This is a genomic window from Rivularia sp. PCC 7116 (genome assembly GCF_000316665.1).
GTDB lineage: Bacteria > Cyanobacteriota > Cyanobacteriia > Cyanobacteriales > Nostocaceae > Rivularia.
Genome location: NC_019678.1, coordinates 5283671 through 5306913 on the forward strand (window position 1 = coordinate 5283671; position 23243 = coordinate 5306913).

Consider the following 23243-nt stretch of genomic DNA (forward strand, 5'->3'; position numbering starts at 1 on the left):
TCGCGTATAGGCTATTCAACTTAAACTTTTAAGATTTTTTGCACTGTTTTGACTAGAATCTATAGGAGCAAGTATGGAAGTAGCTTATTATTCCTTTTTAGGATTGACTCAATCGGAGAAAATAGAACTATAGAAATAGTCAACTACTTTTAGATGTAATTAATAGATTAAAGTATTTAAAAGTAAAAAGTATTAGCTTTAAAACATAAAATTATAAAAAGTAATTCATGGCAGAGCAAATGCAGTGGACTAACGCCTTATCAACCCGCCCTTCTCTTGAAGCAGCAATTTCTGAAGTCGTAGAAGAAGCTAGTCGGAAGTTATCAACGCAAGCAAATCTGGGAATTGCGTTCATTTCCTCTGCTTTTACCAGCGAGTATTCCCGATTTTTACCTTTACTTGCCGAGAAATTAGACGTACCCGTATTAATTGGCTGTAGTGCCGGTGGTGTGGTTGGCACAAGCAGTAGTGGAGAAGCCCAAGAACTCGAAGACGAACCAGCTTTATCCCTGACTTTGGCTTGTTTGCCAGAAGTAAATATTCATCCGTTTCATGTTGTAGCTGAAGAATTACCTGACTTAGATAGTTCTCCGAATGCTTGGATGGATTTGATTAAAGTACCGCCGAGTCCTACACCCCAATTTATTCTGCTTTCGGGCAATGTTGCGAGCGGAATTAATAATTTGTTAAAAGGTTTGGACTTTGCCTATCCCGGTTCCGTAACTGTAGGAGGGCAAGCAAGTGGTGGAATAGCAAACCGCATAGCTTTGTTTTGTAATGACAAGCTTTACACAGAAGGTACGGTGGGAGTCGCATTAACCGGCAATATCACCTTAGATACGATTGTCGCTCAAGGTTGCCGTCCAATCGGCGAACCATACCAGATTAGCAAATGCGATCGCAACATTATTTTAGAAATTGAAGACAAAGTTCCCTTAGTTGCCTTACGAGATTTAATTGCCAGCTTAAACGAAGAAGAAAAAATCTTGGCTCAAAATTCGTTATTCGTAGGTGTCGCGATGAATGAATTTAAACAAGATTTGCAGCAAGGAGACTTTTTGATTCGCAATATTTTAGGGGTAGATCCAGCTGCTGGAGCAATTGCTGTAGGAGATTATTTACGTCCAGGGCAGCGTTTACAGTTCCACCTCCGCGACGCTCAAACTTCTGCTCAAGATTTAGAATTTTTGCTCAATAAATATCAGCAAGAACATGCTTTAACTTCATCTCCGGCAGGTGCTTTAATGTTTTCCTGCTTGGGTAGAGGCAAAGGACTTTATGGCAAACCAAACTTTGATTCTGAACTATTTAGCCGCTACGTCAAAGATATGCCTTTAGGAGGATTTTTCTGCAACGGCGAAATCGGGCCGGTTGGTGACAATACTTTTGTCCACGGATTTACATCCGTCTTTGCTATATTTCGGGAAAATCAATAATAGGGAAACAGATGGTGAGGTAGAAAGCAATAAAGTGTGACTATTCTTGGCTTACTACTTGCGACTCCTGATTTAAAGCAGCAATGTTGAATGATTGTCGATAAAAGTCCGATGTCCATCGGGAGTCATGGCGCTGTATTTCTCGAAGTGGTGGCGTACTTTTTCGGGAAATTCGGGAAATTCAAACGACGCGTCTCCATCTGCAATACTCGCCCAAAAATTTCTTAATGTAGGAGCTAATTCTTCTGCTTTGTCTTGGGGAAGATTAAGTGGTGGTAAAGTCAGCAGTTTGATCATGAAAGGAAAACTGCGATCGCACATCCATTTTTTGGAACTCTGCTGTAAATCTGGGAAATTAGATACCGATTCTACTTTATGAGATGATATTTGTAACTTCTCTTGTCCGCGATTATCCTGAGAATATTCTAATATGCGGTAGGGATGGGGATAGCTAACCAAGGAACCTGTAGTGATATCATACACATTATCTTGGTGAGCTATATCTTGTATATGTAAATGCCCCGTGAAAACTAATTGAACTTTGTAGCGTCGGAGAATTTGCAAAAGTTGGGGTGCGTTGCTTAACATATAGCGGCTCGCCATCGGATGGCGGGCTTGATTTGGTAAATGCTCAACTACATTATGGTGAATCATTACCAAAATTAATTCTTCATTGGCTGCTGCTAAAACTTCTTTCAACCAACTTAATTGTTCGTTGTTTACGTATCCTATTTGATTGCCTTGGCTATCGAAATTATTAGAATTAAGAGCAATTAACCTCACATTTGGCAGCAATTCACAAGTGTAGTAAAGCTGTTCTGTATTTTCGTAACCAAATTTTCGGTAAAACTGCGGAAAGTCCTTAAAAGCAATTGACTGCTCATTAGCATGTAGCACCGGCACATCATGATTGCCCGGTATCACGTAACTTGGAAAAGGTAGCTTTGCCAAACGCTCTTGCAACCAAGTATGATTTTCTGGTTCGCCGTGTTGAGTTAAATCCCCCGGTAGTAAAAGAAAATCTAAATCTAGTTGTGTCAAATGTTCTAATACAATATCAAAAGCCGGGATACTAACTTCTACAAGGTGAAACCGACTTGGATGATCCCATATAGTATGGGGAAGCGCAACGTGTAAATCGCTGGCGATAGCAAAGCGGAAATTTAGACTCATTGAAGTAAATTAATTATATACAAGGGTGTAAAAAAACTCTTTTGAAATAGAGTATAACCTTTGAAAGCCAATGAAGTGTAAGAATATTTTTGGTTTGTTAAGAGTTAAGAGTTAGGTCATTCTAATTAGTTTCCTAACGGAAGAAGCAGTATACTCAGTTGCAAGGGAGCAAGATGCTCCCACTGCCAGCCATCTGTTTTTTTTCGCAGAAATTACTATAACACTAGGCTTTATTGCAAATCTCTTGCCAAACATCAAGATAATCTGGGTTAAATTTCCTAAAAATATTTTCTAATTTACTTTTATCTTGCAGAAGATAAGTAGTTCCTGTTTGTTCATTGATGACGGGATAGTAAGCACCTGTTTGGTAACATTCAATGATTGTTAATAGTAAGCTAGTTAAACTGCTAGCACAAATTTGAGGCTCGGATTTTTCGCTCACATACCAAATTTCTGAGAATTCTTTTTCTTCCTGAGAAAATTCTTCTTCATACCCAAAAAAATAATATAATTCTTTATGAATTCCATAGAATATTGGTATGGCACAGTTGTCGGGTGTAATATAGTTTTCCTGCATCCATTCAGGACAATACAATTCTCTAACGGTATCTTTAAAACAGCGGATAATTAAATTAGGAGCTATTTGAATACCTCTAAAATCACTTATTTCAGAAACTTCTTGGGGAACTTGAATTGGACGGGTTTTAGTTAATTTTTGATACTTTTCATATGTTTGATTTGAAGCGTGTGAATAAGACTTCACCAAACAATTAAGACTGAAATATAAATAGAGGTTGTTTAAAATATCAGAAATTAATGTTTTGCAGTCTTCCCAATTATTACAATTATATTCTGGTAATTCTTGCTCAAGTCTTTCGTAACCAATACCCCTAATTAGTACCATTCTTAAATCTTCGTCACTTTCTTCTAAAAGCCATTGAGGTTGCCATTGTGAATATTGAAACTTGCCATATTTTTCCGGTATTATGGTGCCGTGATAGCTATAAATATTAAAACCATCTGCAAAAATCACTGCTGGTTTTGCTTCTGCGTGGAGACAGTTTGTTTTATCAAGATGTAATTCAATAGGTCGATTAATAACTATACAAAAATCTTTAAAAGATAATATATAAGGACATTCTTCAGCTAAAGGTTTTAAAATATTCCAAACTTCTTGATTGCAACCGCAATTTAGTCCTTCTATATAAAAATCATTGTCATAAAGACTACTAGCCATCAATTCTGAATCAATCATTTTCCATAAATGCTGAGATTCTAAGCAATCTTCAAGCACTTCATAGATTCTGGTAGTTACATTTAAAAATGTTTCCGCTTCAAAAAACAACATTGTGCTAATCTTAGGATAAATAGCATGATAACAACGAATTTTCAGCAATAATTTAATACCAAGTAGAGAACTTAAATCACCTTTCAAATGAATATAGTCGCTAATTGATGGTTGAATTTCACTAAGATACTTATGAGCTTCGAGAGGACTTTGACAAAAAATTATCTGAGGCTCTGCCAAATCGAGAATCTGGTAAGATTTTTTAATTAATTCTTCTACTCTTTTCTGATTAATTGGTTCGGTATTAAAAAGTATTTTTCGCCATTTTTCAACATAAGCATATGCTAAAAGCTTTTTTTTAATTTGTTCTTGATTCATAATTCTAATTAAATAGTGTCGGGTGATTTGCTTATTTTGTGATTTCTATGATAATCAAGTAGAGTTTCGGTGCGCTCGCGGCTAAAGCCATAACACACCCTAAAATACCGTCCACTGATAATTGATAACTGCTCACTGATTATGAATCGCGTTAGAGTTCGTCAACACGTTAATCCATTAGGAATTAAGTATCAAACACCTGTAAATGCAATAAATTGGGAAAAAATTTATATAAATACGAATCAACCTTTACTTTTGGATATTGGTTGCGCTAGGGGAAAATTTTTATTTGATATGGCACAGCTAGAACCCGAATGTAATTTTCTGGGTTTGGAAATTCGCGAGCCTTTGGTAGAAGCTGCTAATAAAACATGCTCGGAATTGGGATTAACAAATTTACACTATATATTTTGCAATGCCAATAATTCGTTAAAGCCGATTTTATCTTCGTTACCGAAAGGAATTTTACAGCGGGTGACAATTCAATTTCCCGATCCTTGGTTTAAGAATCGTCATGCAAAAAGAAGAGTAGCACAGCCGGAATTAGTTACGGAATTAGCAGATTATCTTGCACCAGGGGGAATCGTATTTCTACAATCTGACGTTAAATTCGTCGAACAAGAAATGTGCGAACGTTTTGAAGAAAACCCGAATTTTCAAAGACAAAATAAAGAATGGTTGGTAGAAAATCCCTTACCTGTTGCAACGGAAAGGGAATTATTTACTTTAGAAAAAGGGGAACCAGTTTATCGGGCTGTTTTTACAAGAGTGTAGAGACGTAGCAGTGCTACGTCTCCCAACAGTTAGATTTGTATCAACAATTTAACGAAATGGAATCAAAAGTTAGAAATTTTGAAAATGTAGAACAAGCTTACGAATTTTTAAAACAACTTAATGCTCCACCAAGGTTAATTCGTCACGTTTATTTAGTTGGTGAAGCTGCTGATTTGCTAATTCAACAGCTGAATCGGATGGATGTTGATTTTGATGAAAAATTTGTTCGTTTAGGAGTTGCATTTCACGATGCAGGTAAAATTATTCATTCTCAAGAACTTTTTGCTCCTGGGAATCACCATGAATCAGATGGAGAAAAACTTTTAATCAGTAAGGGTGTAAACCCTAGGTTAGCTAGATGCTGTCTTTCTCATGCACGGTGGAAAACGATGGCATGTTCTCTTGAAGAATTAATAATTGCTTTAGCCGATAAACTTTGGAAAGGTAAGCGAGAAGTTGATTTAGAAAAAATAGTAGTTGCAAGAATAGCAAAATTAATTAATCAAGACTTTTGGGAAGTATTTATTGAATTAGATTCTCATTTTGAAATAATTGCTTCTCAGGGTGAAGAGAGATTGTGTAGGAGTTTGTGATTGCGTTTTAGCGCTGAAGCGCAACTACGAACTAATAACTATTTGGTTCCAAACATTCTATCTCCAGCATCACCTAAACCGGGAACTATATAACCATTTTCATCTAATTTTTCGTCAATGGCGGCGGTGAATATTTGCACGTCTGGATGGGATTTACAAAAATATTCGATACCTTCTGGAGCAGCGAGCAAACAAACAAATTTTATGGATTGGGGGTTAGTTGATTTTAAACGTTCTACTGCTGCTACTGCTGTATGTCCGGTAGCTAACATTGGATCGACTACTAATACGTCTCGCTTCTCTATATCATCAGGAACTTTGAAATAATATTCAATTGCAATTAAGGTTTTTGGATCGCGATAAAGTCCGATATGTCCAACTCTTGAAGATGGCATTAATTCCAACATGCCATCTAATATACCTTGTCCGGCTCTTTGAATAGAAATAATGACTAATTTTTTTTCTGGTGCCAGTACCGGAGCATTCATTTGAGCAATCGGTGTTTGAATTACTTCCGATTTTAAAGGTAAGTCTCGCGTGACTTCATAAGCTAGTAATAAACTTACTTCTTTGAGGAGAGCGCGAAATTTTGCGGTACTGGTTTCAGCTTTTCGTATAAGTGTTAATTTGTGTTGAATTAATGGATGTTTGATTAGGTTTACTTGCTGCATGAAATATATGATTTAGGATAAATTAATATTTTTGAATAAGCTCTTGTGCCCTCGTTACAAGGTTCTACCTTGTAATGATTTCAGGGAGGCTCTGCCTCCTTCATATATGGAGGCAGAGCCTCCCTTTCAGGGTTTACAGCCAGAGACTGGGAACCAGTTTAACTGTTAAAATACCGTGCCATCGCTGTTTATTTGTAGAGGGGGGACACCATCTTTTCTCAATTCTGCGGCGATTTTCCTTCCTGCCGTCCAAGTTCCTCCTTGTAAAACTTTCACTAAAGGTAATTCTGAAGAATTCATATTCAGTTGTTCGCGAATTTTAGCGGCAATTAAATCTAATAGAATTACTGTTAAAGCTCGCCATTCTACTATGATTTCTGATGTTACAGAATGAGAATAAGATAAAATATCTGGGTTTTTTACCTTAATAAGTCCTAAGTCAATACATAATCCACCATTACGATATTCAGCTAATCCGGTAAGTGAATCTAAGTTGGTAATTTCTAATCCTAATTCTTGCAATGGTTCTAACAAAGAGTAAGTTAACCATTGCGAAAGCTTATGAAAAGGAACTAAACCATCATCCACAACCGCACCGTGAAACCATACGTCACCTAAATTAACTCCATCTACTTCTAAACGTCCACTCCAAATATCACTAAACCCTTGTAAAACTCCATTAAAGACATCAGTTGCGGCTATTTGATTATTCTCAACTTTTTCTAAAAGGTAATTTGCAAGATTACCGGGACGAGAATTTTCTTTACCAAATATATTAGGTAGCGAAAGTAAAACCTCTCCTAGCTTTTGCAATAGTTTTAATCTTCCCTCTAATCCCAACAAAGGATTATCCGCAGTCACATGAAACCCCATAGCAAGTTCTTCTGCTGTCAAACTTTGCAATTTTTGAGCATCAACTTGTAAAGGATTATTAGAGTCACTGGAAAAAATTCCCTGACAAAACATGTGGTAGCTAGCAACAGCCAATCCTTCAGAACGTTTAAAAATTAATTGGGTTTCAGTTTCGCGATAATGCCAACTTTTACCAGCACCGGCATCTAATAAAACGCTAATAATTGCTAAATCATATTTAGCAATGGCTTTTTCTATAGCAGTTAATCCAGCTAACTTTTGATTCAACCAGGATAAACGCGGTATTTCTCCTGCTGTAAAATGTTGCCAGCGACTGTGGAAAGGAATCTGTAAATTCGGGTATTCATCCTGCATCACCTTAGTTACATAATCCGCAACTTCTTCCAACCGCGTCGAATCGCAAGCAAAAAACTGGGATTCACCTTTAATTACATAATCGTATAACTGTCCGCAACGCTCGCGGATTGCCAAGGGCGATCGCAAATAATCAATCTTTTCCCGTGTTGATTTTTCCATTCATTAATTCCTTGATAGATGCACCTTTCAAAATATATTGACTGTGAAGAGTAAAACGTAAAAATTATTTTATTACTTACATATTTTTCAAACTTATACCTTAGATTTGCTAGACAAAACATGAAGAGACGGTAATAGTTAGACAATAAATATTAAAATTGTCATCACAAAAACCGGATTTCTGAACAATACTTAAAGTAGAAAGCGCTTAATCGCCCATGTCCTTACGGACACGCTCCGCTAACACTCTATAAGAGTGGGGCTACTTAAACAAAGCCCCTCCGGGTTCACTAGTTTGGGGAACGGAAACCGACACCCCCAACTAGATTCACCGTCTACACGGGCTAAATTCGGCGCATCTTTATAAAGAAATGGTATTAGAAACCCGCCCAGTCTTCAATTTTCTGGTAACTGGTAACTGTTAACTGTTCACTGCTACAAAGCACGCCCTTTCACCTCTGACAAATCACTAGTATCAAGCACTTCCGTCTCGCTATAGTAACCAGCAGCTTTTTTAGCTTCAATTTCTACTCTTGCATCATCAGGAATTAATTCTTCCGGAATCGCAATCCGTTCAACTATTTCAATTCCCGATTCGGTGATGGCGTTGTACTTCATATTACTCATTGATACCATACGGTCGATACGAGTAATACCCAACCAGTGCAATGCATCGGGCATTAGTTCTTGAAAACGCATATCTTCAACCCCAGCGACGCATTCGGTACGGTTAAAATAAGCCTCAGCAGTATCTCCACCTTTCTGACGCTTGCGAGCGTTGTAAACTAAAAACTTGGTTACTTCCCCTAAAGCCCGCCCTTCTTTTCGGTTGTAAACAATAACACCAACTCCTCCTTCTTGAGCGGTTTTTACGCAAAGTTCTATTCCATGTACTAAATAAGGACGACAGGTGCAAATGTCCGAGCCAAATACATCAGAGCCGTTGCATTCATCATGCACGCGCACGGCAACAGGTTTTTCTGGATTAGTAATATCCGCAACGTTGCCAATGATATATACTGTTAAACCGCCAATCGGTGGTAAAAATACTTCTAAATCCGAGCGCGTCACTAATTCCGGAAACATGCCTCCGGTTTGTTCAAATAAAGCCCGACGTAAATCTCCTTCGCTAATTTTAAAGCGTTTGGCGATTCCTGGTAAATACCAAACTGATTCGATAGCGGCTTTCGTGACAACTAAGTCTCCACCAGACTTCATGATTTTGCCATCAATTTGCAATCTTCCTTTATTAATGGCATCGTGCAATTCCGGCATATTGATATGAGCTTTGGTAATCGCAATAGTAGGGCGGATATCATAGCCTTTTTCGTAATATGGCGCGAATACCTCACCTACTATCGCTCCAAAGGGATCTAAAGAAACGATTTTGTCAGCATCAAACCAGCTTGGATGCGGGCCAATATGCTCCACCGGAGAGGTATTTGTCAAATCTGCTTTATGGTTTGATTGCAGGGCACCGCTAGCTACAGCTAAAGCTCGATATACGGAATAATTTCCCGAATGAGTACCTACAACATTGCGATGCGATTGTTTTGTTAAAGTCGCGATGGCTGGCCCTCTTTCCATTGCATTTTTTGCTCCCCAGTGAATGGGAATAGGTTTTGGACCAAATTGAGTAGGATGAGAAGTAAGTACAATATGCTTTGAAATACCGTTAGAAGAAGACATAGTGATTATTTTTTTTGTTATGTTTTTATCAACTATTAATAAACATAAACTTGTCAAGTATCAATAGTTTATTTTTGTTGTGAATTCTGTTATGTAAATATGAATTTTTAGCTTAGGTATAGTTAATTCTAACTGAGCATATAAAAATCGTGTTCTAAGCTACAGAAAAATATAAAGATTTGTCAGCATCAAATTTAAAGTAAAAGATTAAAAGTGAGTAAATTACTGTATTTTGAACTAAATTTATGCGAGATTAGACTTACATAGATACTCTGATACTCAAAAAACAAACTTTATGGACTCTTTATTTATCAACTCGTTACTTGAAGATTTGAAAAATCCGGATGAAGTAGTAAGAGAAGAAGCAACTCGTAAATTATGGCGATTATGGTTTCAGCAAAAAGGAGTTTATGGATTAGAGAAAATAGAAGCTAGTCAGAAACTACTAGATGGAGGTAAAATCACCGAAGCCGAAGAGATGCTAACGCAGTTGATTGAAGATCAGCCCGATTTTGCCGAAGCTTGGAATCGTCGCGCTTTTCTTTACTACACCAACAGCGAATACGAAAAGTCTTTAGCCGATACTCAAGTAGCAATAGAACTAAATCCGCTACATTTTGGCGCACTTCACGGCATGGGCTTGTGTTATGCAGCTTTAGGAGAGTATGCAAGAGCAATTAATTCCTTCCAACGTGCTTTAGAAATTCAACCTTATTCTTTAATAAATCAAAAGTTGATTTTGGAATGTACTCTTAGACTCAGTTAAAAACTGAGATATTCATCTACAAAGAAGTTAGCAGCATTTGATAAATACTTTTGGTGCGTGCAAGGAGCGTACCATCTGAAGATTTATGGCTGTGGAGAAGGGAATCATATGTTGGTAGCAAAAGTCATTAAATCCAACTATCTTTCAGGTTGGGTAATTTGTTTGAAGATTACCTATTGAATTAGAGGGGGGAGGAGAAAGAGAGGGGAGAATAAAATGAATTTTGAGACGTAATCTTACAGCGCTTTGGCAGTAGGAGCAGAGAGCGGATTTTTGTGTTTTAAGCGAAACTACAAGCTACATATCAAGTGAAATTAGCAAGATTGTAGAAGCTTCACATAGATATACATAAATATATACATAAACCTTTAAAGCTCTTATTCCTTATAAACAACCCGATCGCGATTGAAGCTATTTATTTACCTTTGAGAAAATGAAATTATAGCAGTAGGAATACTGAATTATTCTACTAATTATATGTTTAAATATTCTGAGTGCTAAGTATTTAAGAGTAACTACTTAGAACTTAGTATTTATATATTCTTGGTTATTTCTGTTTTCCTTTGGCTTTTGGTGGTTTTTTTATCGGGAATCACCAAGTAAAAGGGTGACATCATTTTGAATAAGGAAGTTCTACCTAATGGCTTTTCTCCACTTCAAGAAAAAATCATTTAAATTTATAACAGTAACTTTCCTCGTATCCTCAATCTGTATTTTTTGCGATCGCGCTGTTTCTCAAACTAATTCTCAAGCTAATAATCTAGCTAAAACGATTTATCCAGAACAGATTCGTGTGGGAATTCGGACTGCCTCTTCTGCGATTGGAAGTAAAAATAAAGATGGTTCCTACGGCGGCTTCTGTGGAGAATTTTTGAACACATTGCAGCAGGAAGTAAGTAGGCAAAATCAACAAATCCCAGTTATAGCGAAAGATATAGCGAATCAATATCGCGGAAGAGAATATCCCAGATATGACGGATTAATCGCAAATCAAATTGAAATTGAATGTGGTCCTAATTCTAGATCTTCCCTGAAATTAAAAGACATTCGAGATAACAAACCTTTTAGAAGAAAGATCCAATTTTCAAGGAAAAACTTCCATACTACTGGTATCAAATTACTTTTAAACAAAGAAACGGCAGAAGAATTAGAAAACACCCCTGCAAACCAGTTGAAAGACAAGCTTTCTGCGTTACCAATAGCTGCACTTAGAGATACAACAACTTTGAAGCAGTTTAGAATTAACAAAGATAGCTATAAAAGTTTCATTCCCTATCCCAGAAAGAAACAAATTAATCAAAAATTAGACGTTAGAGATTTAGCTTTAGATGATTTAGAAGCGGGTAAAGTTAAAGCATTTGCTAGCGATGCGATTATATTGCGAACTCTTTTAGAGGAGGGAGTCGCAGGAGAGCCGGGATATAGAAAAAGCAGACAACCATTGAAAAATTACAATTACGTTTTATATCCTCAACAACCTGGCATATATTTACCCAATCTAGAGCAACAACAATACGGCATCGCAATTAAAAATCAAACACCGTACTTTAAATGGCTGAGAAAAACAGTTGATAGAGTTCTCGATAATCCCAGTTTGAACCAAGCCAAACAATATATTAAAGAATACGAGAATGGTAAAGAGATTGAATCGATACCATCGAAAGAAATTAAATCAACTCCAAAAACTTCACCAAAACAGGAATCCGAGGAAAATAAAGATAAAGGTTCGCGATTCGATCAAATTTTAGAAATTCTCGGAAAAGCAACTTTAGCGATTACCGGATTAACTGCATTAGTTAAGGCATTTTCCAGTCTTGGTGAAGCATTCTCGCCTGATGGCAGAAATAAGGAAAGTGAAGAAAGCGAAAGCGGTTAAATATAGCAATTTTTAGTTATCGCGGAGCGTAACGCACCACCTACCTGCTTACTGCTGCAAGATATAAGAACAATTAAACCGTAACTCCTTCTAATTGCTCATCGGTTAACTCATATAACTCCCGTAGTTTCTGCAACTTCTCGTCGCTAGCATCCCAAAAGCCCCTTCCGTGGGCTTCCAGCATTCTTCCTACAATGTTCTTAAAAGCTTCTGGATTCGCTTTCCTCAACTTTTCCGCCATCTCGGCATCCAAAGCATAAGTATCTGCTGCTTGCTCGTATACCCATTCATCAGTAAAATCCGCAGTACCACCCCAACCAATCAAAGCTGTCATGCGTTGCGAGACTTCAAAGGCACCACCGCTACCTTGATTTACCATCGCTTCAGCCCATTTGGGATTTAGCAACTTAGTACGATATTCCATTCGCAATAAATCATCTAAATAGCGGGGGGTAGTATCCTTAGAAAAACTTTCTACAAAGCTAGCTTTCACCTTCTTCCCAGCTTGTTTTTCGGCAGCTTTCTTCAAACCACCAGTATTTCCGTAATATTCTTGAATATCGGTTAAACCGTATTCTACCGAATCAATTTCTTGGACAATTTGACTGGTGCTTCCCAAAAGTTGATTTAACACTTCCGGGCGTGCTTGCCCTTTATCTTGTCTGCCATAACTAAAAACATTGCGACTTTGCCAGGTATTGGCTAACTCATCGCTAGATTCCCAATTACTATCAACGACTCTATCGTTTACCAAAGAACCAAAATCACCAGCAGGATTAGAAAATAATCTCGCAGAAGTATTCTCTACACCTTTTTGCTTTAACTCCAAAGCGTGCTTGCGAATAAAATTCTTATCTACAGGCTCATCTACATCAGCAGCACGTTGAAACAAATCATCCAACAACTCAATAATATTCACAAAACTATCGCGGAAAATTCCCGAAAGATTTCCTAAAACATCAATCCGGGGATGCCCAACTTCTACTAAAGGTTTTAACTCGTAACGAACAATTCTTCCCGTACCTTCCTTGACGGGTTCTGCCCCTACCAATTCCAATAAAATTCCTAAAGATTCGCCCTTAGTTTTGATAGCATCCAATCCCCATAACATCACAGCTACAGTCTCCGGATAGCTGCCATTTTCTTGTAAATGCTGCTGAATAATCTTCCTTGCAACCTCTCTTCCCCTTTCGTAAGCAGCAGGAGAAGGCATTCTGTAGGGATCTAAAGCATGAATATTTCTTCCCGTCGGTAACACACCAGCACCATCTCGTAACAAATCTCCCCCCGGCGCTGGTGGAATATATTCCCCATTCAAACCCCGTAACAAATTCTTCAACTCATCCGTACTTTGTTTTAATAAATCTTTAATTCTCTCTTCCTCCTCCCCTCTGCTTACTCTGTAACTCTGCGGTTGATTTTCTTCTTCCTCCTCCCCAAAATAAGCATCCAAATAAGACTGCATCTCCTCCTGATTCGGAGCTGCCCCCAAAACATGTAACCCAGAAGAAAACAGTCGATTTTCCAAAACCTGCAAATATTCGTACAGCTTCACCAAGTAATCATCAAAAACATTTTGGCTAAACATGCCGATATTTTCGGGTGTAAACTCAATTCCCAGCTTCTTCGCCTCCTCAAACGGACAATCGGCATCCAAACCACTATCAATAATCTTTTTACAAATTCCTTCTTTGAGGGCATAATTTTTCTGCGGATCTTCTCGATATTCTGCAACTAAATCCCGTAGAGCCATCAACTCTTTATACAAACCCGCACGTCCGTAAGGCGGTACATTATGGGAAATCAACACCCCATAACCGCGACGCTTCGCCAAAATTGATTCCGAAGGATTATTCGCAGCATAAATATATAGGTTGGGCAAATCTCCAAGTAAAATATCAGACCAAGAATAACCAGTATTTCCTAAAGGCGAACCGGGCAACCATTCCACAGTGCCGTGCATTCCAAAATGAACCAGCGCATCGGCAGCAAAATCATTCTGCAACCACTTGTAATAAGCAGCATATTGGGGATGCGGCGTTAAACCTCGTTCAAACATCAACCGCATCGGGTCGCCTTGAATACCTAACGGTGGCTGAACTCCAATCCAAACATTACCTAATTGAACACCACCGAGATGAAACCGATCGCCATAAGTTTTGATACCCGAACCAGTCAGCGATTTCCACTGCTTTTCAACACGGCTTGTTTGGAGATATCCCAGCCATTTTTCCAACTTCCTGACATTTACAGTATTTTGAGACGTTAAATTCAACATCTCTACATTATTTTCGGAGTAGGATTCATCTGCTTCCTTCACCAAACGAATCAACTCCTCCCCATCTTCTGGTAATTCCCCAACGTCGTAACCTTGTTGCTTCAAACCTTGCAAAAAGTTCAGCAAACTGCGCGGTACATTTAATAAAGCAGCAGTACCCGTCGCACCGTATCCCGGTGGAAAACCGTAAAGAATAACGGCAATTTTGCGCTCCGAGGCAGGTTTTTGTCGGAGATTTACCCAACTTTTCACCCTGCCAATTAACCTTTGTACCCTTTCCGGAACCAAATAAATATCTTCCCCAACCAAACCACCGAGGGGAACCGTGTCAATTGCTCCATCAAGTTCCGGCAGTGCGTATAAAACGACGCTTTGTAATCCGCCAATACCCTGACGAGTCCAGGAATGAATATCTTGAATCAACAAAGGTGCGGCAACAATATAAGGTACATTTTTAGCTGCCAGAATTCCCTTGGCAATATCTACCTGTCTTCCCGCTTCCATAGAGCCTGCGGGGCCACCCACCAAAGGAAATCCGATAGTAGAAACAATTGCATCAACTTTTGCCGCTTCTGGGGAAAGAGAAAGAGTTATCTTATTACCTTGTTCGCGTTGCTGAGTTTCGTAATCCGTAGTCATCCAATCGCGTACTGCGACATGTCCTTCCACACCATTGATGAATATCGGTAAGGGAATTAAACCAGCTTCTTCAAAGCGTTTGATTAATTGGGGGATGTATGGTTGTTTTGTAATTACGTGTTTTCTATATAAAAGAATTCCGATTACTTTATTTCGAGTTTCAGATTCCCCCAAACCCCCTTGAGAAGGGGGGCTTAAATGTTCTTGTTTATAAGCAGTAATTTCTAAACCATCGGCGTTTTCTTCCCCCCTTTCATAAGGGGGGCTAGGGGGGATCTTCCGTTTCTCGTACCATGCCAAATATTCCTGCGGAGATTCAAAATAACCGTCGTAATCGGGATGAAGCAATCCCATATTCGGAGTTTCTAAAGGTGCGGGAATATTGCCGACTTTTAAATCTAAATATTTTTCTGCTAGCGTCCAAAACAATGAAGCGACATTTTCGGAACCACCAGCATTCCAATAACCATAGATAATTAACCAGTTGCGTAAATCTTGAACCTTTTGTACCGGTACAAATTTTAATAGTTTGGGACCAATTTTTAAGAAGCTAATATAGCCAGCAAGTTTATCTTCTTCGCGCCCGTTTCCAAACTTATCCAAGATAAATTTTACAGGCTTGGGCATTCCCTTGGGTTTATCACCAATTGCAAAATCCCCGATTTTGTTGCAACTCATCAACTCCAAAGCTGACTCAAACACCAAGCGAATGGGAATATCGCTGACTCGTTCCCTTAACCATAAAACTTGATCGTAGTCGAATAGCAAACTACCAAAAAACACATCAGCGCCTTGAAGTGCAGTTTCAACCTCAACTTGTTTGCTGTTGATATCGCGATCGCTAAACACCCGAATATCCAAATCACTACAGCGAGATACAGCCATATCAGCAGCTTGGCGGTACAAACCAGCGTTGAAAGATTCAAACCCTGCAATCAAGACGATACGCTTCATATCCCAAAACCATAGAATGCTTCATTCTACAACTTTAGCGAAGTTAGAGACTCAAGTAATGCTGTTTGATAACTGCTCAAAGACAAATTATTTGCATTGCTGCACAAGTAAATACACTTACTAATTTTGGTAGATATAGATAAAAATGTATCAATAATTCCTAGACTTTGTTTAAGTAACTATAAGAAGTTAAAACGGGTAAGAAGTAATGTATTAGAGTTCATCGTTTAATGAGAATAAAATCAATATCGCGTTTCCTGAGTATTTTAATTATTAGTGCGATCGCGATTTTGCTAATATTTCCGACATTTGATAGCAGTTACGCTCAAGAAAGCTGTCAAGTAACAAATGCACCGAATACAGAAGGGAAAAGTTACGGCGATCCTCACATAAAGACCTTCGACGGACATCGATATAGTTTTCAGACAGTGGGAGAATTTATTCTCGTTAAGTCAAAAAACTGTAAATTTGAAGTACAGGTACGTCAAGTGCCGCTTAACACATCTGTGTCGCTGAATAGCGCGGTGGCAATGAAACTTGCAGACAACCTTGTAGGCTTTTACGTTCAAGATTTCCCAGATTCAGATACTTCAACCCCTCTGCGAATTAATGGAAAACCAGCAAAAGTCGAAGGTAAATTCCTATCCTTATCTGATGACGGTAAAATTTACAAAAACGGTGATAATTACGTCGTAGAGTGGGCAACTGGTGAGAAAGTTGCGGTTAGGATATACCAGCGCGGAAAGTTTAAATACATGGATATCTCCGTTTTTGTATCCAACTCTCCAGCAAATCAATTCATAGGCTTGTTGGGTAATGCTAATAAAAATCCAAAAGATGACTTACGCTTCCGTAATGGAAAGAAATTACCTTCAAAATCAACTTATGGTGATGTAAAAAATCTTGTAAGCCGAGTTTCTCCTGTTAGATTACCGCTTAACAGGGGCATGAATGCTTATTTAAAGAAATTGAATAAAGACTTTGGTGATAGCTGGCGTATTAGTCAGGAAGAATCACTGTTTGATTATGCACCAAACCAATCTACAAATACATTTACAAATCGCAGCTTTCCTTCGGAATATTTGACATTGGGTAGGTTATCAACATCTGAATTACAATCAGCGCAAGCCACCTGTCGCGAACAAAATGTACAACCAGAATTGATGGAAGGTTGTATTTTTGATGTTGCTTACTCTGGATATAACGGTTTTGCTCGTACTGCGGCTAAAGCAGGTGAGATGATAAATCTTCTCGAAGACTTAGGCATTCCCAATCCACTCCGCAAAGTTGTTCCAAAACCAGTTCGTGATGTAATCAAGAAAGTTCCTAAACTACCTCGTTTTCCGTTTTAGAATATTTTCTGAATAGTAAAGCAACTTGTATTTATTTATGCAATTTTGTTTAAGCCCGGTTATGATAACCGGGCTTCATTAATGCATTTTAAGGGAATTGACAAGATTTAATTTAATGAGTGCATAAAAAATCATTTTTTACTAAAAGCAAAATCAGAAATACTGGCAATTTTTCTAAAATACACAAACAAATGAAAATTAATTAAGCATAGAACAAATTGAACAATACAATCAAACAAAAATATTTATTATTGTAATTCAATTACCTTGACAACTTCTATATTCAGTGTTTTAAAAGTAATGTTTAATATTTGAGGTAACTATATGAGATTTGGTATAGATATTGGACATAACTCTCCTCCCGACACCGGAGCAAACGGAATTAAATACGAAGATAATTTAACTTTGGATGTCGGAAATAGAGTAATTGGTAAATTAAAAGATTTAGGATACCAAGTTATAAATTGTAAACCAGCGAAATCTGATAGTGTCGGCGACTCACTGCGTCAAAGATGTGCAAAAGCAAATAGCAGCAAAGTTGATATTTTTGTTTCCATACATTTTAACGCCTTTAACGGATTTGCGAACGGAACAGAAGTATTTGCTGCAAGCGACACTGGTAAAAAAATTGCCAAGCCGGTATTAGATGAAATTCTGAAAATGGGATTTTTTAATCGCGGTGTCAAAAATGGCTCTCATTTATTTGTGATGAAAAATACAAATATGCCTGCAATTTTGGTTGAATGCTGCTTTATTGATTCAGCAAAAGATATGAAATTGTTTAATTCAGAATCAATGGCAAATGCTATTGTTAAAGGATTAACTGGTAAATTACCTTCTTCTCCCGTTATTTCCGTACCCGATGAAACATCAAACCCCGATGTTTCTGTAATCAGATTGCAAAAAGCTTTAAACCGTTTAAGAATGACAGATTACAGCGGTAAACCTTTAGATGAAGACAACGTAATTGGACAAGCAACAATATCAGCAATCAAGAACTTTCAAGAAATAGTTGATATTCAACAAACAGGTATTGCTGGTGATACTACATGGGGAGCAATCAATCAAGTTTTAGCTAAGCCAGTAATGAGAAAAAATCATGCTGGTGGTATAGTTATGAAATATTTGCAATACCGTGTAGGTGCAGAACCTGACGGTATCTATGGATTATTTACAGAAGCTGCAATTCAACAATTTCAAAGAGCAAATGGTTTGTATGCTGATGGAATTGTAGGTAATTTGACTTGGCGGAAATTAGTTGAGTAGTGTGAAATTTAAGAGCGATAATTTATAAATATAAGTTTAAAGACATCAATTCAATTCAATGATTTTTTCTGTCTAAAACTCCTGCCCCTTTAACCCAACCTACAAAACTCCTAACCCCGAAACCGATTCTGCTCGTGTACGTGGTAATTATGTCCAGCTAAAGCCATAGCTAAGAAACCCCACAGCACCATACCAGCAACTCCCAACATGCCGCTATTACCAGCCAAAGTCGAAATCATCGCGATACCAATACCCCGCGAAGCAGCCATAAAAGAATCAAAACGAGATTCAGTGAATTGAAATACCTGATAAACCAGCAGCAGCATTCCACCTAAATAAAATACTGCTCCAAACCAACCTAATGTGAAAAAAGTATCTAGAAATCCACTGTCAATTACAATTGGCTCCAAAACTCCTTGTTCGTTAACAGTAAACGTATTTCCTACCCCGTTTCCCAAACCATTAGTAAGAGCTTTATTCAAACCTTCTTCGTAAATTTTTTGTCTAACCTGAGCGCTATCGTCTTTGTCTAATTCGGTAAAAGTTTCAAAGCGATTCGTAATCGTGTCAGAAAATGGCTCAATAGTTGTTAAAGGAGCAATACAAAGCACCATCATGAAAACAACCACCATCAACCGCATTTGAGAGCGTGCTTTGAGGGAACCAAACAAAGTCACCAATCCTACCAACCAAGCACCCCACAAAGTACGTACTGATGTCAGCAAAAATGACAAATAACCCGCAGCAGTCGCAGGAATATTTAAATAGTGACTGTGAGTAAGTAACAGCAACAAACCTGCTAGCATTACACCCGCGAAAGGTGCGGGAGAAGCCATTGTACTCCAGACGCGCAATCCCAAAGGCTCTGGATCGCCCATACTTTTAAGTTCGGTTTCTACCAGCCAAAATACATCCCAATCAGGAGCTACTATAAACTGCCAAACACCATAAGCCCCCATTACTAACGCACCCCAAATAAAGGTGCGCTGAAGTACCTGTCGATACTGAGGATATTCTCGCCATTTGATAAACAAAAAGAAAGCAAAAGCAATCGGAGGTAGCCAGTCAAAAAGTCCCCTAGCCGCAGTAAATGCTGAAGTTTTAATCAGTCCGATTAACCCACCATAGAAAACCCCCAAAAACGCCATCACAAAAGGTAAACCACCTTGTTTTAAGGATTTGGGAAGATATATTAAAGCAGTATGTAAAGTTAATAAAGTTACCAAGTATTGCGATACAAGCATCAACCGGCTGGGGTCAAAACCACTTTTCCAGTCAACTATACGAGTTATAAATGGCGTAACAAACCACAGCCACCAGGTAAAGCCAATGTATAAAATAGGATATCGTATATATAGAAAAAGACCTACTGCAAGCGAAAGCGCTATATAGCCATTTCGCAGAATTGCTGTAGCACCCGAAAATATACATACTGCGGTAAAAAATACAAATGCGAGTATTGCCGTCCAACCTAAAGGTGGTTCTAAACCAAAGGAAAATCTTTTATTACCAGTCTTATCGGGATTCATTTGTATATGGTTCACTGCTTTTCTGAATTAGGGGATTGGTAATTGGTAATTGGTAATTGGGCATTGCTAATTAGTAATCTCCTTGTCTCCCCATTTTTGTTGATAACTGCTCACTGCTCACTGATAACTGTCTGCACCCCTTGCCAGCGTCCATACCAAGATGCGAGTAGCTTTTTACCGGCTAACAAACCTTCGGAGGGAAGAAATCTCAACCATTGAATGAAACCCATTGCTTCGCGGGTTCCTACTGCTACAGCCCAGAATAAAAATGCTAGTTTTTGAAATGGTGAAAAGTATTCTAATAAAGCTACAGTTTCGTTGTGTACGGCATTTGCAAAGGCAGTTTGATTAAAACTATTGCGACGATCTTCATCAAAACGCTTTGCTGGATAATGGTTAACCGCTACTTGGGGATCGTAAATTAACTTCCAACCAGCCCGCTTTAATTTTAGAGAAAAAGCTAATTCAAAATGAACTTGAGCGCCGGTACCTTTCATGCGTTCGTCAAAGTGCCAGCCTTGGATAGCAGCGCGTCGAAAGCTCATGTTTACTCCTTTGAGTACGTCAACTTCCCGCGCTTCACCAGCACCTATATGATGGTTGCCGATGACTCTACCAAACCAACTAACTTGACCTACCTTTCCCGAATTCCCATCTTCTAAATCCGTACCGTGATAAACCCAATCCCTTCCGCCAACTCCACCGACAAGCTCGTCTGCAAGATAATGACTTTCCAGACGTGCCAACCAATCGGGATGAGCTGCTGCATCATCATCTGTAAAAGCAACAATATCTGAATCGGCTGCATCAAGCCCAACATTCATGGCTGCAACCACTCCGGTTATAGTTACTGTGGTAGTACGTAATGCTAAGTTTTTGCAGTCAAAGGCTTTCAGAAATGACCAAGTTTCAGTATCCGTATCGCGGACTACCACTATGACCTCATCAGCCAGTCGAGTTTGATTTTGCAACGCTTTTAAGCAGCGAGCCAAGTCCTGGCTGCGTCGGTAAGTTGGTATAATAACCGCGATAGACATTACTTCATCTCCTCAAATAAATCGACATATTTTTGTGCCATTTCCTTCCAGGTATGTTGTAAAGCAATTTCTCTAGCAGTGCCGCCCATTTTAGTTCTTAAATCTGGGTTTTCGCTTAATTTTTGCATCGCTGCTGCTAAAGCGCTTCTATCGTCTGGATCTGGCAGTACTATTCCAGCTTCTGGAGTAATCAAGGGAGCAGAGCCGGTACAGCTTGCGGTAATTACAGGTAGTCCTGTCGCCATTGCTTCTATAACTACCAAACCGAAAGGCTCGTAGCGTGAAGGAAATACGAAGAAATCGACAACTTTCATTAAAGCCGGAATATCTCGTCGAAATCCTAGAAAATGCACTCTGTCGCTTAAACCCAAAGATTTAGCTAATTGTGGATAGGGACTACCATCAGTTACACCTACCACTGCTAAATGCAAATTCGGAACCTCTACTAATGCCTTTAGCACCGTATCTAAATTTTTGCGCGCTATTCTGATGTCTCCAGCAAACATTGCTAAGGGAACGCCATCAGGTAAATCCCATGTTTGGCGATCGCCTGGATTTTCCGGTGAAAATTCTTCGATATCTACCCCATTAATAATTACTCGAATTGCTTGTTCGGGCACGCCGATTTCTCGTAAATCTTCAGCTACTTTATCGGAAACTGCAACTACTGTTTTTGTGTTGTCGAAAGCTTGTTTTTCCCAACGTGCGTTGAGCTTCGTATATAGCCACTGATAAAATTTATATAAATAAATACGCGGATTAAGAGTAATTATGTTGGCAGAAGGCGTAGCTTCTAAGGTCGAAAACTTTAACCAAGAATTATGAACAAAATGTACTGCATTTACATCTGAATTTGCCCAGGTGATAGCACCATTTGCTTTAATTATGTCGCATTGATTATGATGTTTTTTCAGCCAATTCGTGCTTTTAAAAGCAAACATGATGTTCCGGATCAATTCTGTTGATAAACCTTTTACAGAAATGGGAACCCAATTAATATGATGATGTTTTTCTAAATCTGGAGCAATTTCACTTGCTAATACGGTTACATGATGCCCGCGACGAATTGCTTCGCAAGCAACTTCATAGTTAACCCTTCCCTGACCATCACCTTTAACCAAACTGTGACTAACAATGCAAAGCTTCACGATACTATCAGCCTGCTATAAAATTAAGATATATTTAAAAAACAAAATTAAGAAATCATTGCAGAAGAAACTGCTTCTGTGGGAGCAATATTTTTCTGCTGCCACAATAGATTAATGCGAGAACGACGAATAATTTCCGGCCAAGCTTGGATAGCTCCTCGCTTTAGTAAATATCCACTCATATGAACGAAATATATCGCTAAAAATGCAAGCAGCTTCATCGGATTGGGGAACAAGTTTTTATACCTTTTAATACCTATATAAAGCCTAGCTGCTTCTATATGCAATTCATAATTACTCACTCTGCCGATACCAGGTGCATCAAGCACGCTCTCGGTACTTTTTATATTTACCTGTAACTCGGGGCAAGATACGATTTTGTAACCGTGCTTAATCGCTCGCAAGCAAAGTTCTGCATCTTCATAACCAAAAAAGATGTCTTCATCCCACTGCTCTTGAGAGAAAAACTGTCTCGGAAATAATGCAGCATGAATTACTACAGTTTCCGGGGTACCTTCGGTAGCGCAAAAGTATCCTCGGAAAGAAAGTTTAGAAGGTAGCAGTCTTTCTCCTTGAGTACCAGTACTAGCACCGGTAAGAATAGTATATTTTCTTTGGTCGCTTGGTATCTGAGAATATCTATTTACTGCATTCGCAATAAAATTAGGTTCGACACAAATATCATCATCAACAAAAGCGACAAAGTCTGTTTCTAAAGCCGAAGTTGCGTTTACCGCATTATTGCGATTGGCGCAAACACCGCGTTTGGGGCCGGTAATATAAGTTGTACCAGGATATCGTTTAACAACTTCTTGATTAGCTTGCTGTACCTCAATATCTTGTGAATCATCAGAAACAACCACAGTATGCGGTTTAACTGTAGAATTCCACAAAGCTTTCAAACAATAATCGAGTTGCTGGGAACGATTTCTAGTTGTAATACAAGCAGCGATTCGCATATGACAATACCTTGTTTAATTTTGAAATAATGGAAACAAATTGATTAC

At 38.5% G+C, this 23243-nt stretch carries 17 protein-coding genes; 7 read left to right on the forward strand and 10 right to left on the reverse strand.

All coding sequences use genetic code 11. The features are described from left to right. Window positions 1–227: 227 nt before the first annotated feature. A complete protein-coding gene (locus RIV7116_RS20425) occupies window positions 228–1436 on the forward strand; it encodes an FIST N-terminal domain-containing protein (protein WP_015120211.1) in 1209 nt (402 codons plus the stop codon). 72 nt (window positions 1437–1508) lie between these two features. Here the strand turns inward: RIV7116_RS20425 and RIV7116_RS20430 are convergent, their stop codons facing one another. Both RIV7116_RS20430 and RIV7116_RS20435 read right to left on the reverse strand, forming a co-directional pair. Continuing rightward, window positions 1509–2609 carry a metallophosphoesterase gene (locus tag RIV7116_RS20430; protein WP_015120212.1) on the reverse strand — a complete coding sequence of 367 codons (1101 nt, stop codon included), beginning with the start codon at window positions 2607–2609 and terminating at the stop codon, window positions 1509–1511. A 223-nt stretch (window positions 2610–2832) separates the two neighbouring features. Next, window positions 2833–4275, reverse strand: coding sequence for a DUF6745 domain-containing protein (locus tag RIV7116_RS20435; protein WP_015120213.1), 1443 nt, complete (start codon window positions 4273–4275; stop codon window positions 2833–2835). A 141-nt stretch (window positions 4276–4416) separates the two neighbouring features. Here RIV7116_RS20435 and trmB point away from each other — a divergent pair, with 141 nt between their 5' ends. Both trmB and RIV7116_RS20445 read left to right on the forward strand, forming a co-directional pair. Next, complete coding sequence (gene trmB, locus RIV7116_RS20440; protein ID WP_015120214.1) at window positions 4417–5049, forward strand: tRNA (guanosine(46)-N7)-methyltransferase TrmB; 633 nt, start codon at window positions 4417–4419, stop codon at window positions 5047–5049. A 56-nt stretch (window positions 5050–5105) separates the two neighbouring features. Next, window positions 5106–5642 (forward strand): HD domain-containing protein, encoded by a 537-nt coding sequence (locus RIV7116_RS20445; protein WP_015120215.1) that lies wholly within the window; start codon window positions 5106–5108, stop codon window positions 5640–5642. Between the two features lie 38 nt (window positions 5643–5680). Here the strand turns inward: RIV7116_RS20445 and upp are convergent, their stop codons facing one another. The 3 genes from upp to RIV7116_RS20460 form a co-directional block, all read right to left on the reverse strand. Further along, the gene (gene upp, locus RIV7116_RS20450) at window positions 5681–6313 is read right to left on the reverse strand and encodes a uracil phosphoribosyltransferase (RefSeq protein WP_015120216.1); all 633 of its coding nucleotides are present in this window, start codon (window positions 6311–6313) and stop codon (window positions 5681–5683) included. Window positions 6314–6478: 165 nt separating this feature from the next. Next, window positions 6479–7702 carry a URC4/urg3 family protein gene (locus RIV7116_RS20455; protein ID WP_015120217.1) on the reverse strand — a complete coding sequence of 408 codons (1224 nt, stop codon included), beginning with the start codon at window positions 7700–7702 and terminating at the stop codon, window positions 6479–6481. A 435-nt stretch (window positions 7703–8137) separates the two neighbouring features. Beyond that, window positions 8138–9391, reverse strand: a complete 1254-nt coding sequence (locus tag RIV7116_RS20460) for a GTP cyclohydrolase II (RefSeq protein ID WP_015120218.1) — start codon at window positions 9389–9391, stop codon at window positions 8138–8140. 295 nt (window positions 9392–9686) lie between these two features. Here RIV7116_RS20460 and RIV7116_RS20465 point away from each other — a divergent pair, with 295 nt between their 5' ends. Both RIV7116_RS20465 and RIV7116_RS20470 read left to right on the forward strand, forming a co-directional pair. Then, entirely contained in the window at window positions 9687–10157 is a 471-nt protein-coding gene (locus tag RIV7116_RS20465; protein WP_015120219.1) for a tetratricopeptide repeat protein, read from the forward strand. A 640-nt stretch (window positions 10158–10797) separates the two neighbouring features. Then, window positions 10798–12033 carry an ABC transporter substrate-binding protein gene (locus RIV7116_RS20470; RefSeq protein WP_015120220.1) on the forward strand — a complete coding sequence of 412 codons (1236 nt, stop codon included), beginning with the start codon at window positions 10798–10800 and terminating at the stop codon, window positions 12031–12033. Between the two features lie 73 nt (window positions 12034–12106). On the opposite strand, the gene bchH is transcribed toward RIV7116_RS20470, so the two are convergent. Next, complete coding sequence (gene bchH / locus RIV7116_RS20475) at window positions 12107–15904, reverse strand: magnesium chelatase subunit H (protein WP_015120221.1); 3798 nt, start codon at window positions 15902–15904, stop codon at window positions 12107–12109. A gap of 230 nt (window positions 15905–16134) precedes the next feature. Here bchH and RIV7116_RS20480 point away from each other — a divergent pair, with 230 nt between their 5' ends. Both RIV7116_RS20480 and RIV7116_RS20485 read left to right on the forward strand, forming a co-directional pair. Further along, entirely contained in the window at window positions 16135–17256 is a 1122-nt protein-coding gene (locus RIV7116_RS20480; protein WP_015120222.1) for a VWD domain-containing protein, read from the forward strand. A 324-nt stretch (window positions 17257–17580) separates the two neighbouring features. After that, window positions 17581–18522, forward strand: a complete 942-nt coding sequence (locus tag RIV7116_RS20485; protein ID WP_015120223.1) for an N-acetylmuramoyl-L-alanine amidase — start codon at window positions 17581–17583, stop codon at window positions 18520–18522. Between the two features lie 110 nt (window positions 18523–18632). Here RIV7116_RS20485 and RIV7116_RS20490 read toward each other — a convergent pair whose 3' ends face one another. From RIV7116_RS20490 to RIV7116_RS20505, 4 genes are all read right to left on the reverse strand, one after another. Next, window positions 18633–20051: an O-antigen ligase family protein gene (locus RIV7116_RS20490; protein ID WP_015120224.1), complete on the reverse strand. Its 1419-nt coding sequence runs from the start codon at window positions 20049–20051 to the stop codon at window positions 18633–18635. A 110-nt stretch (window positions 20052–20161) separates the two neighbouring features. Beyond that, the gene (locus RIV7116_RS20495) at window positions 20162–21088 is read right to left on the reverse strand and encodes a glycosyltransferase family 2 protein (protein WP_015120225.1); all 927 of its coding nucleotides are present in this window, start codon (window positions 21086–21088) and stop codon (window positions 20162–20164) included. Further along, window positions 21088–22236 carry a glycosyltransferase family 4 protein gene (locus RIV7116_RS20500; RefSeq protein ID WP_015120226.1) on the reverse strand — a complete coding sequence of 383 codons (1149 nt, stop codon included), beginning with the start codon at window positions 22234–22236 and terminating at the stop codon, window positions 21088–21090. The genes RIV7116_RS20495 and RIV7116_RS20500 overlap by 1 nt, the downstream gene beginning before the upstream one ends. A 47-nt stretch (window positions 22237–22283) precedes the next feature. Then, window positions 22284–23195: a glycosyltransferase family 2 protein gene (locus RIV7116_RS20505; protein WP_015120227.1), complete on the reverse strand. Its 912-nt coding sequence runs from the start codon at window positions 23193–23195 to the stop codon at window positions 22284–22286. Window positions 23196–23243: the final 48 nt, after the last annotated feature.

Bases quoted from the DNA above. Each gene is read 5' to 3' on its own strand.
- RIV7116_RS20505 (WP_015120227.1), bottom strand. From the start codon at position 23,195: ATGCGAATCGCTGCTTGTATTACAACTAGAAATCGTTCCCAGCAACTC.
- RIV7116_RS20470 (WP_015120220.1), top strand. From the start codon at position 10,798: ATGGCTTTTCTCCACTTCAAGAAAAAATCATTTAAATTTATAACAGTA.
- RIV7116_RS20465 (WP_015120219.1), top strand. From the start codon at position 9,687: ATGGACTCTTTATTTATCAACTCGTTACTTGAAGATTTGAAAAATCCG.
- RIV7116_RS20495 (WP_015120225.1), bottom strand. From the start codon at position 21,088: ATGTCTATCGCGGTTATTATACCAACTTACCGACGCAGCCAGGACTTG.
- RIV7116_RS20455 (WP_015120217.1), bottom strand. From the start codon at position 7,702: ATGGAAAAATCAACACGGGAAAAGATTGATTATTTGCGATCGCCCTTG.
- RIV7116_RS20425 (WP_015120211.1), top strand. From the start codon at position 228: ATGGCAGAGCAAATGCAGTGGACTAACGCCTTATCAACCCGCCCTTCT.
- bchH (WP_015120221.1), bottom strand. From the start codon at position 15,904: ATGAAGCGTATCGTCTTGATTGCAGGGTTTGAATCTTTCAACGCTGGT.
- upp (WP_015120216.1), bottom strand. From the start codon at position 6,313: ATGCAGCAAGTAAACCTAATCAAACATCCATTAATTCAACACAAATTA.
- trmB (WP_015120214.1), top strand. From the start codon at position 4,417: ATGAATCGCGTTAGAGTTCGTCAACACGTTAATCCATTAGGAATTAAG.
- RIV7116_RS20435 (WP_015120213.1), bottom strand. From the start codon at position 4,275: ATGAATCAAGAACAAATTAAAAAAAAGCTTTTAGCATATGCTTATGTT.
- RIV7116_RS20430 (WP_015120212.1), bottom strand. From the start codon at position 2,609: ATGAGTCTAAATTTCCGCTTTGCTATCGCCAGCGATTTACACGTTGCG.
- RIV7116_RS20460 (WP_015120218.1), bottom strand. From the start codon at position 9,391: ATGTCTTCTTCTAACGGTATTTCAAAGCATATTGTACTTACTTCTCAT.
- RIV7116_RS20445 (WP_015120215.1), top strand. From the start codon at position 5,106: ATGGAATCAAAAGTTAGAAATTTTGAAAATGTAGAACAAGCTTACGAA.
- RIV7116_RS20485 (WP_015120223.1), top strand. From the start codon at position 17,581: ATGAGATTTGGTATAGATATTGGACATAACTCTCCTCCCGACACCGGA.
- RIV7116_RS20480 (WP_015120222.1), top strand. From the start codon at position 16,135: ATGAGAATAAAATCAATATCGCGTTTCCTGAGTATTTTAATTATTAGT.
- RIV7116_RS20490 (WP_015120224.1), bottom strand. From the start codon at position 20,051: ATGAATCCCGATAAGACTGGTAATAAAAGATTTTCCTTTGGTTTAGAA.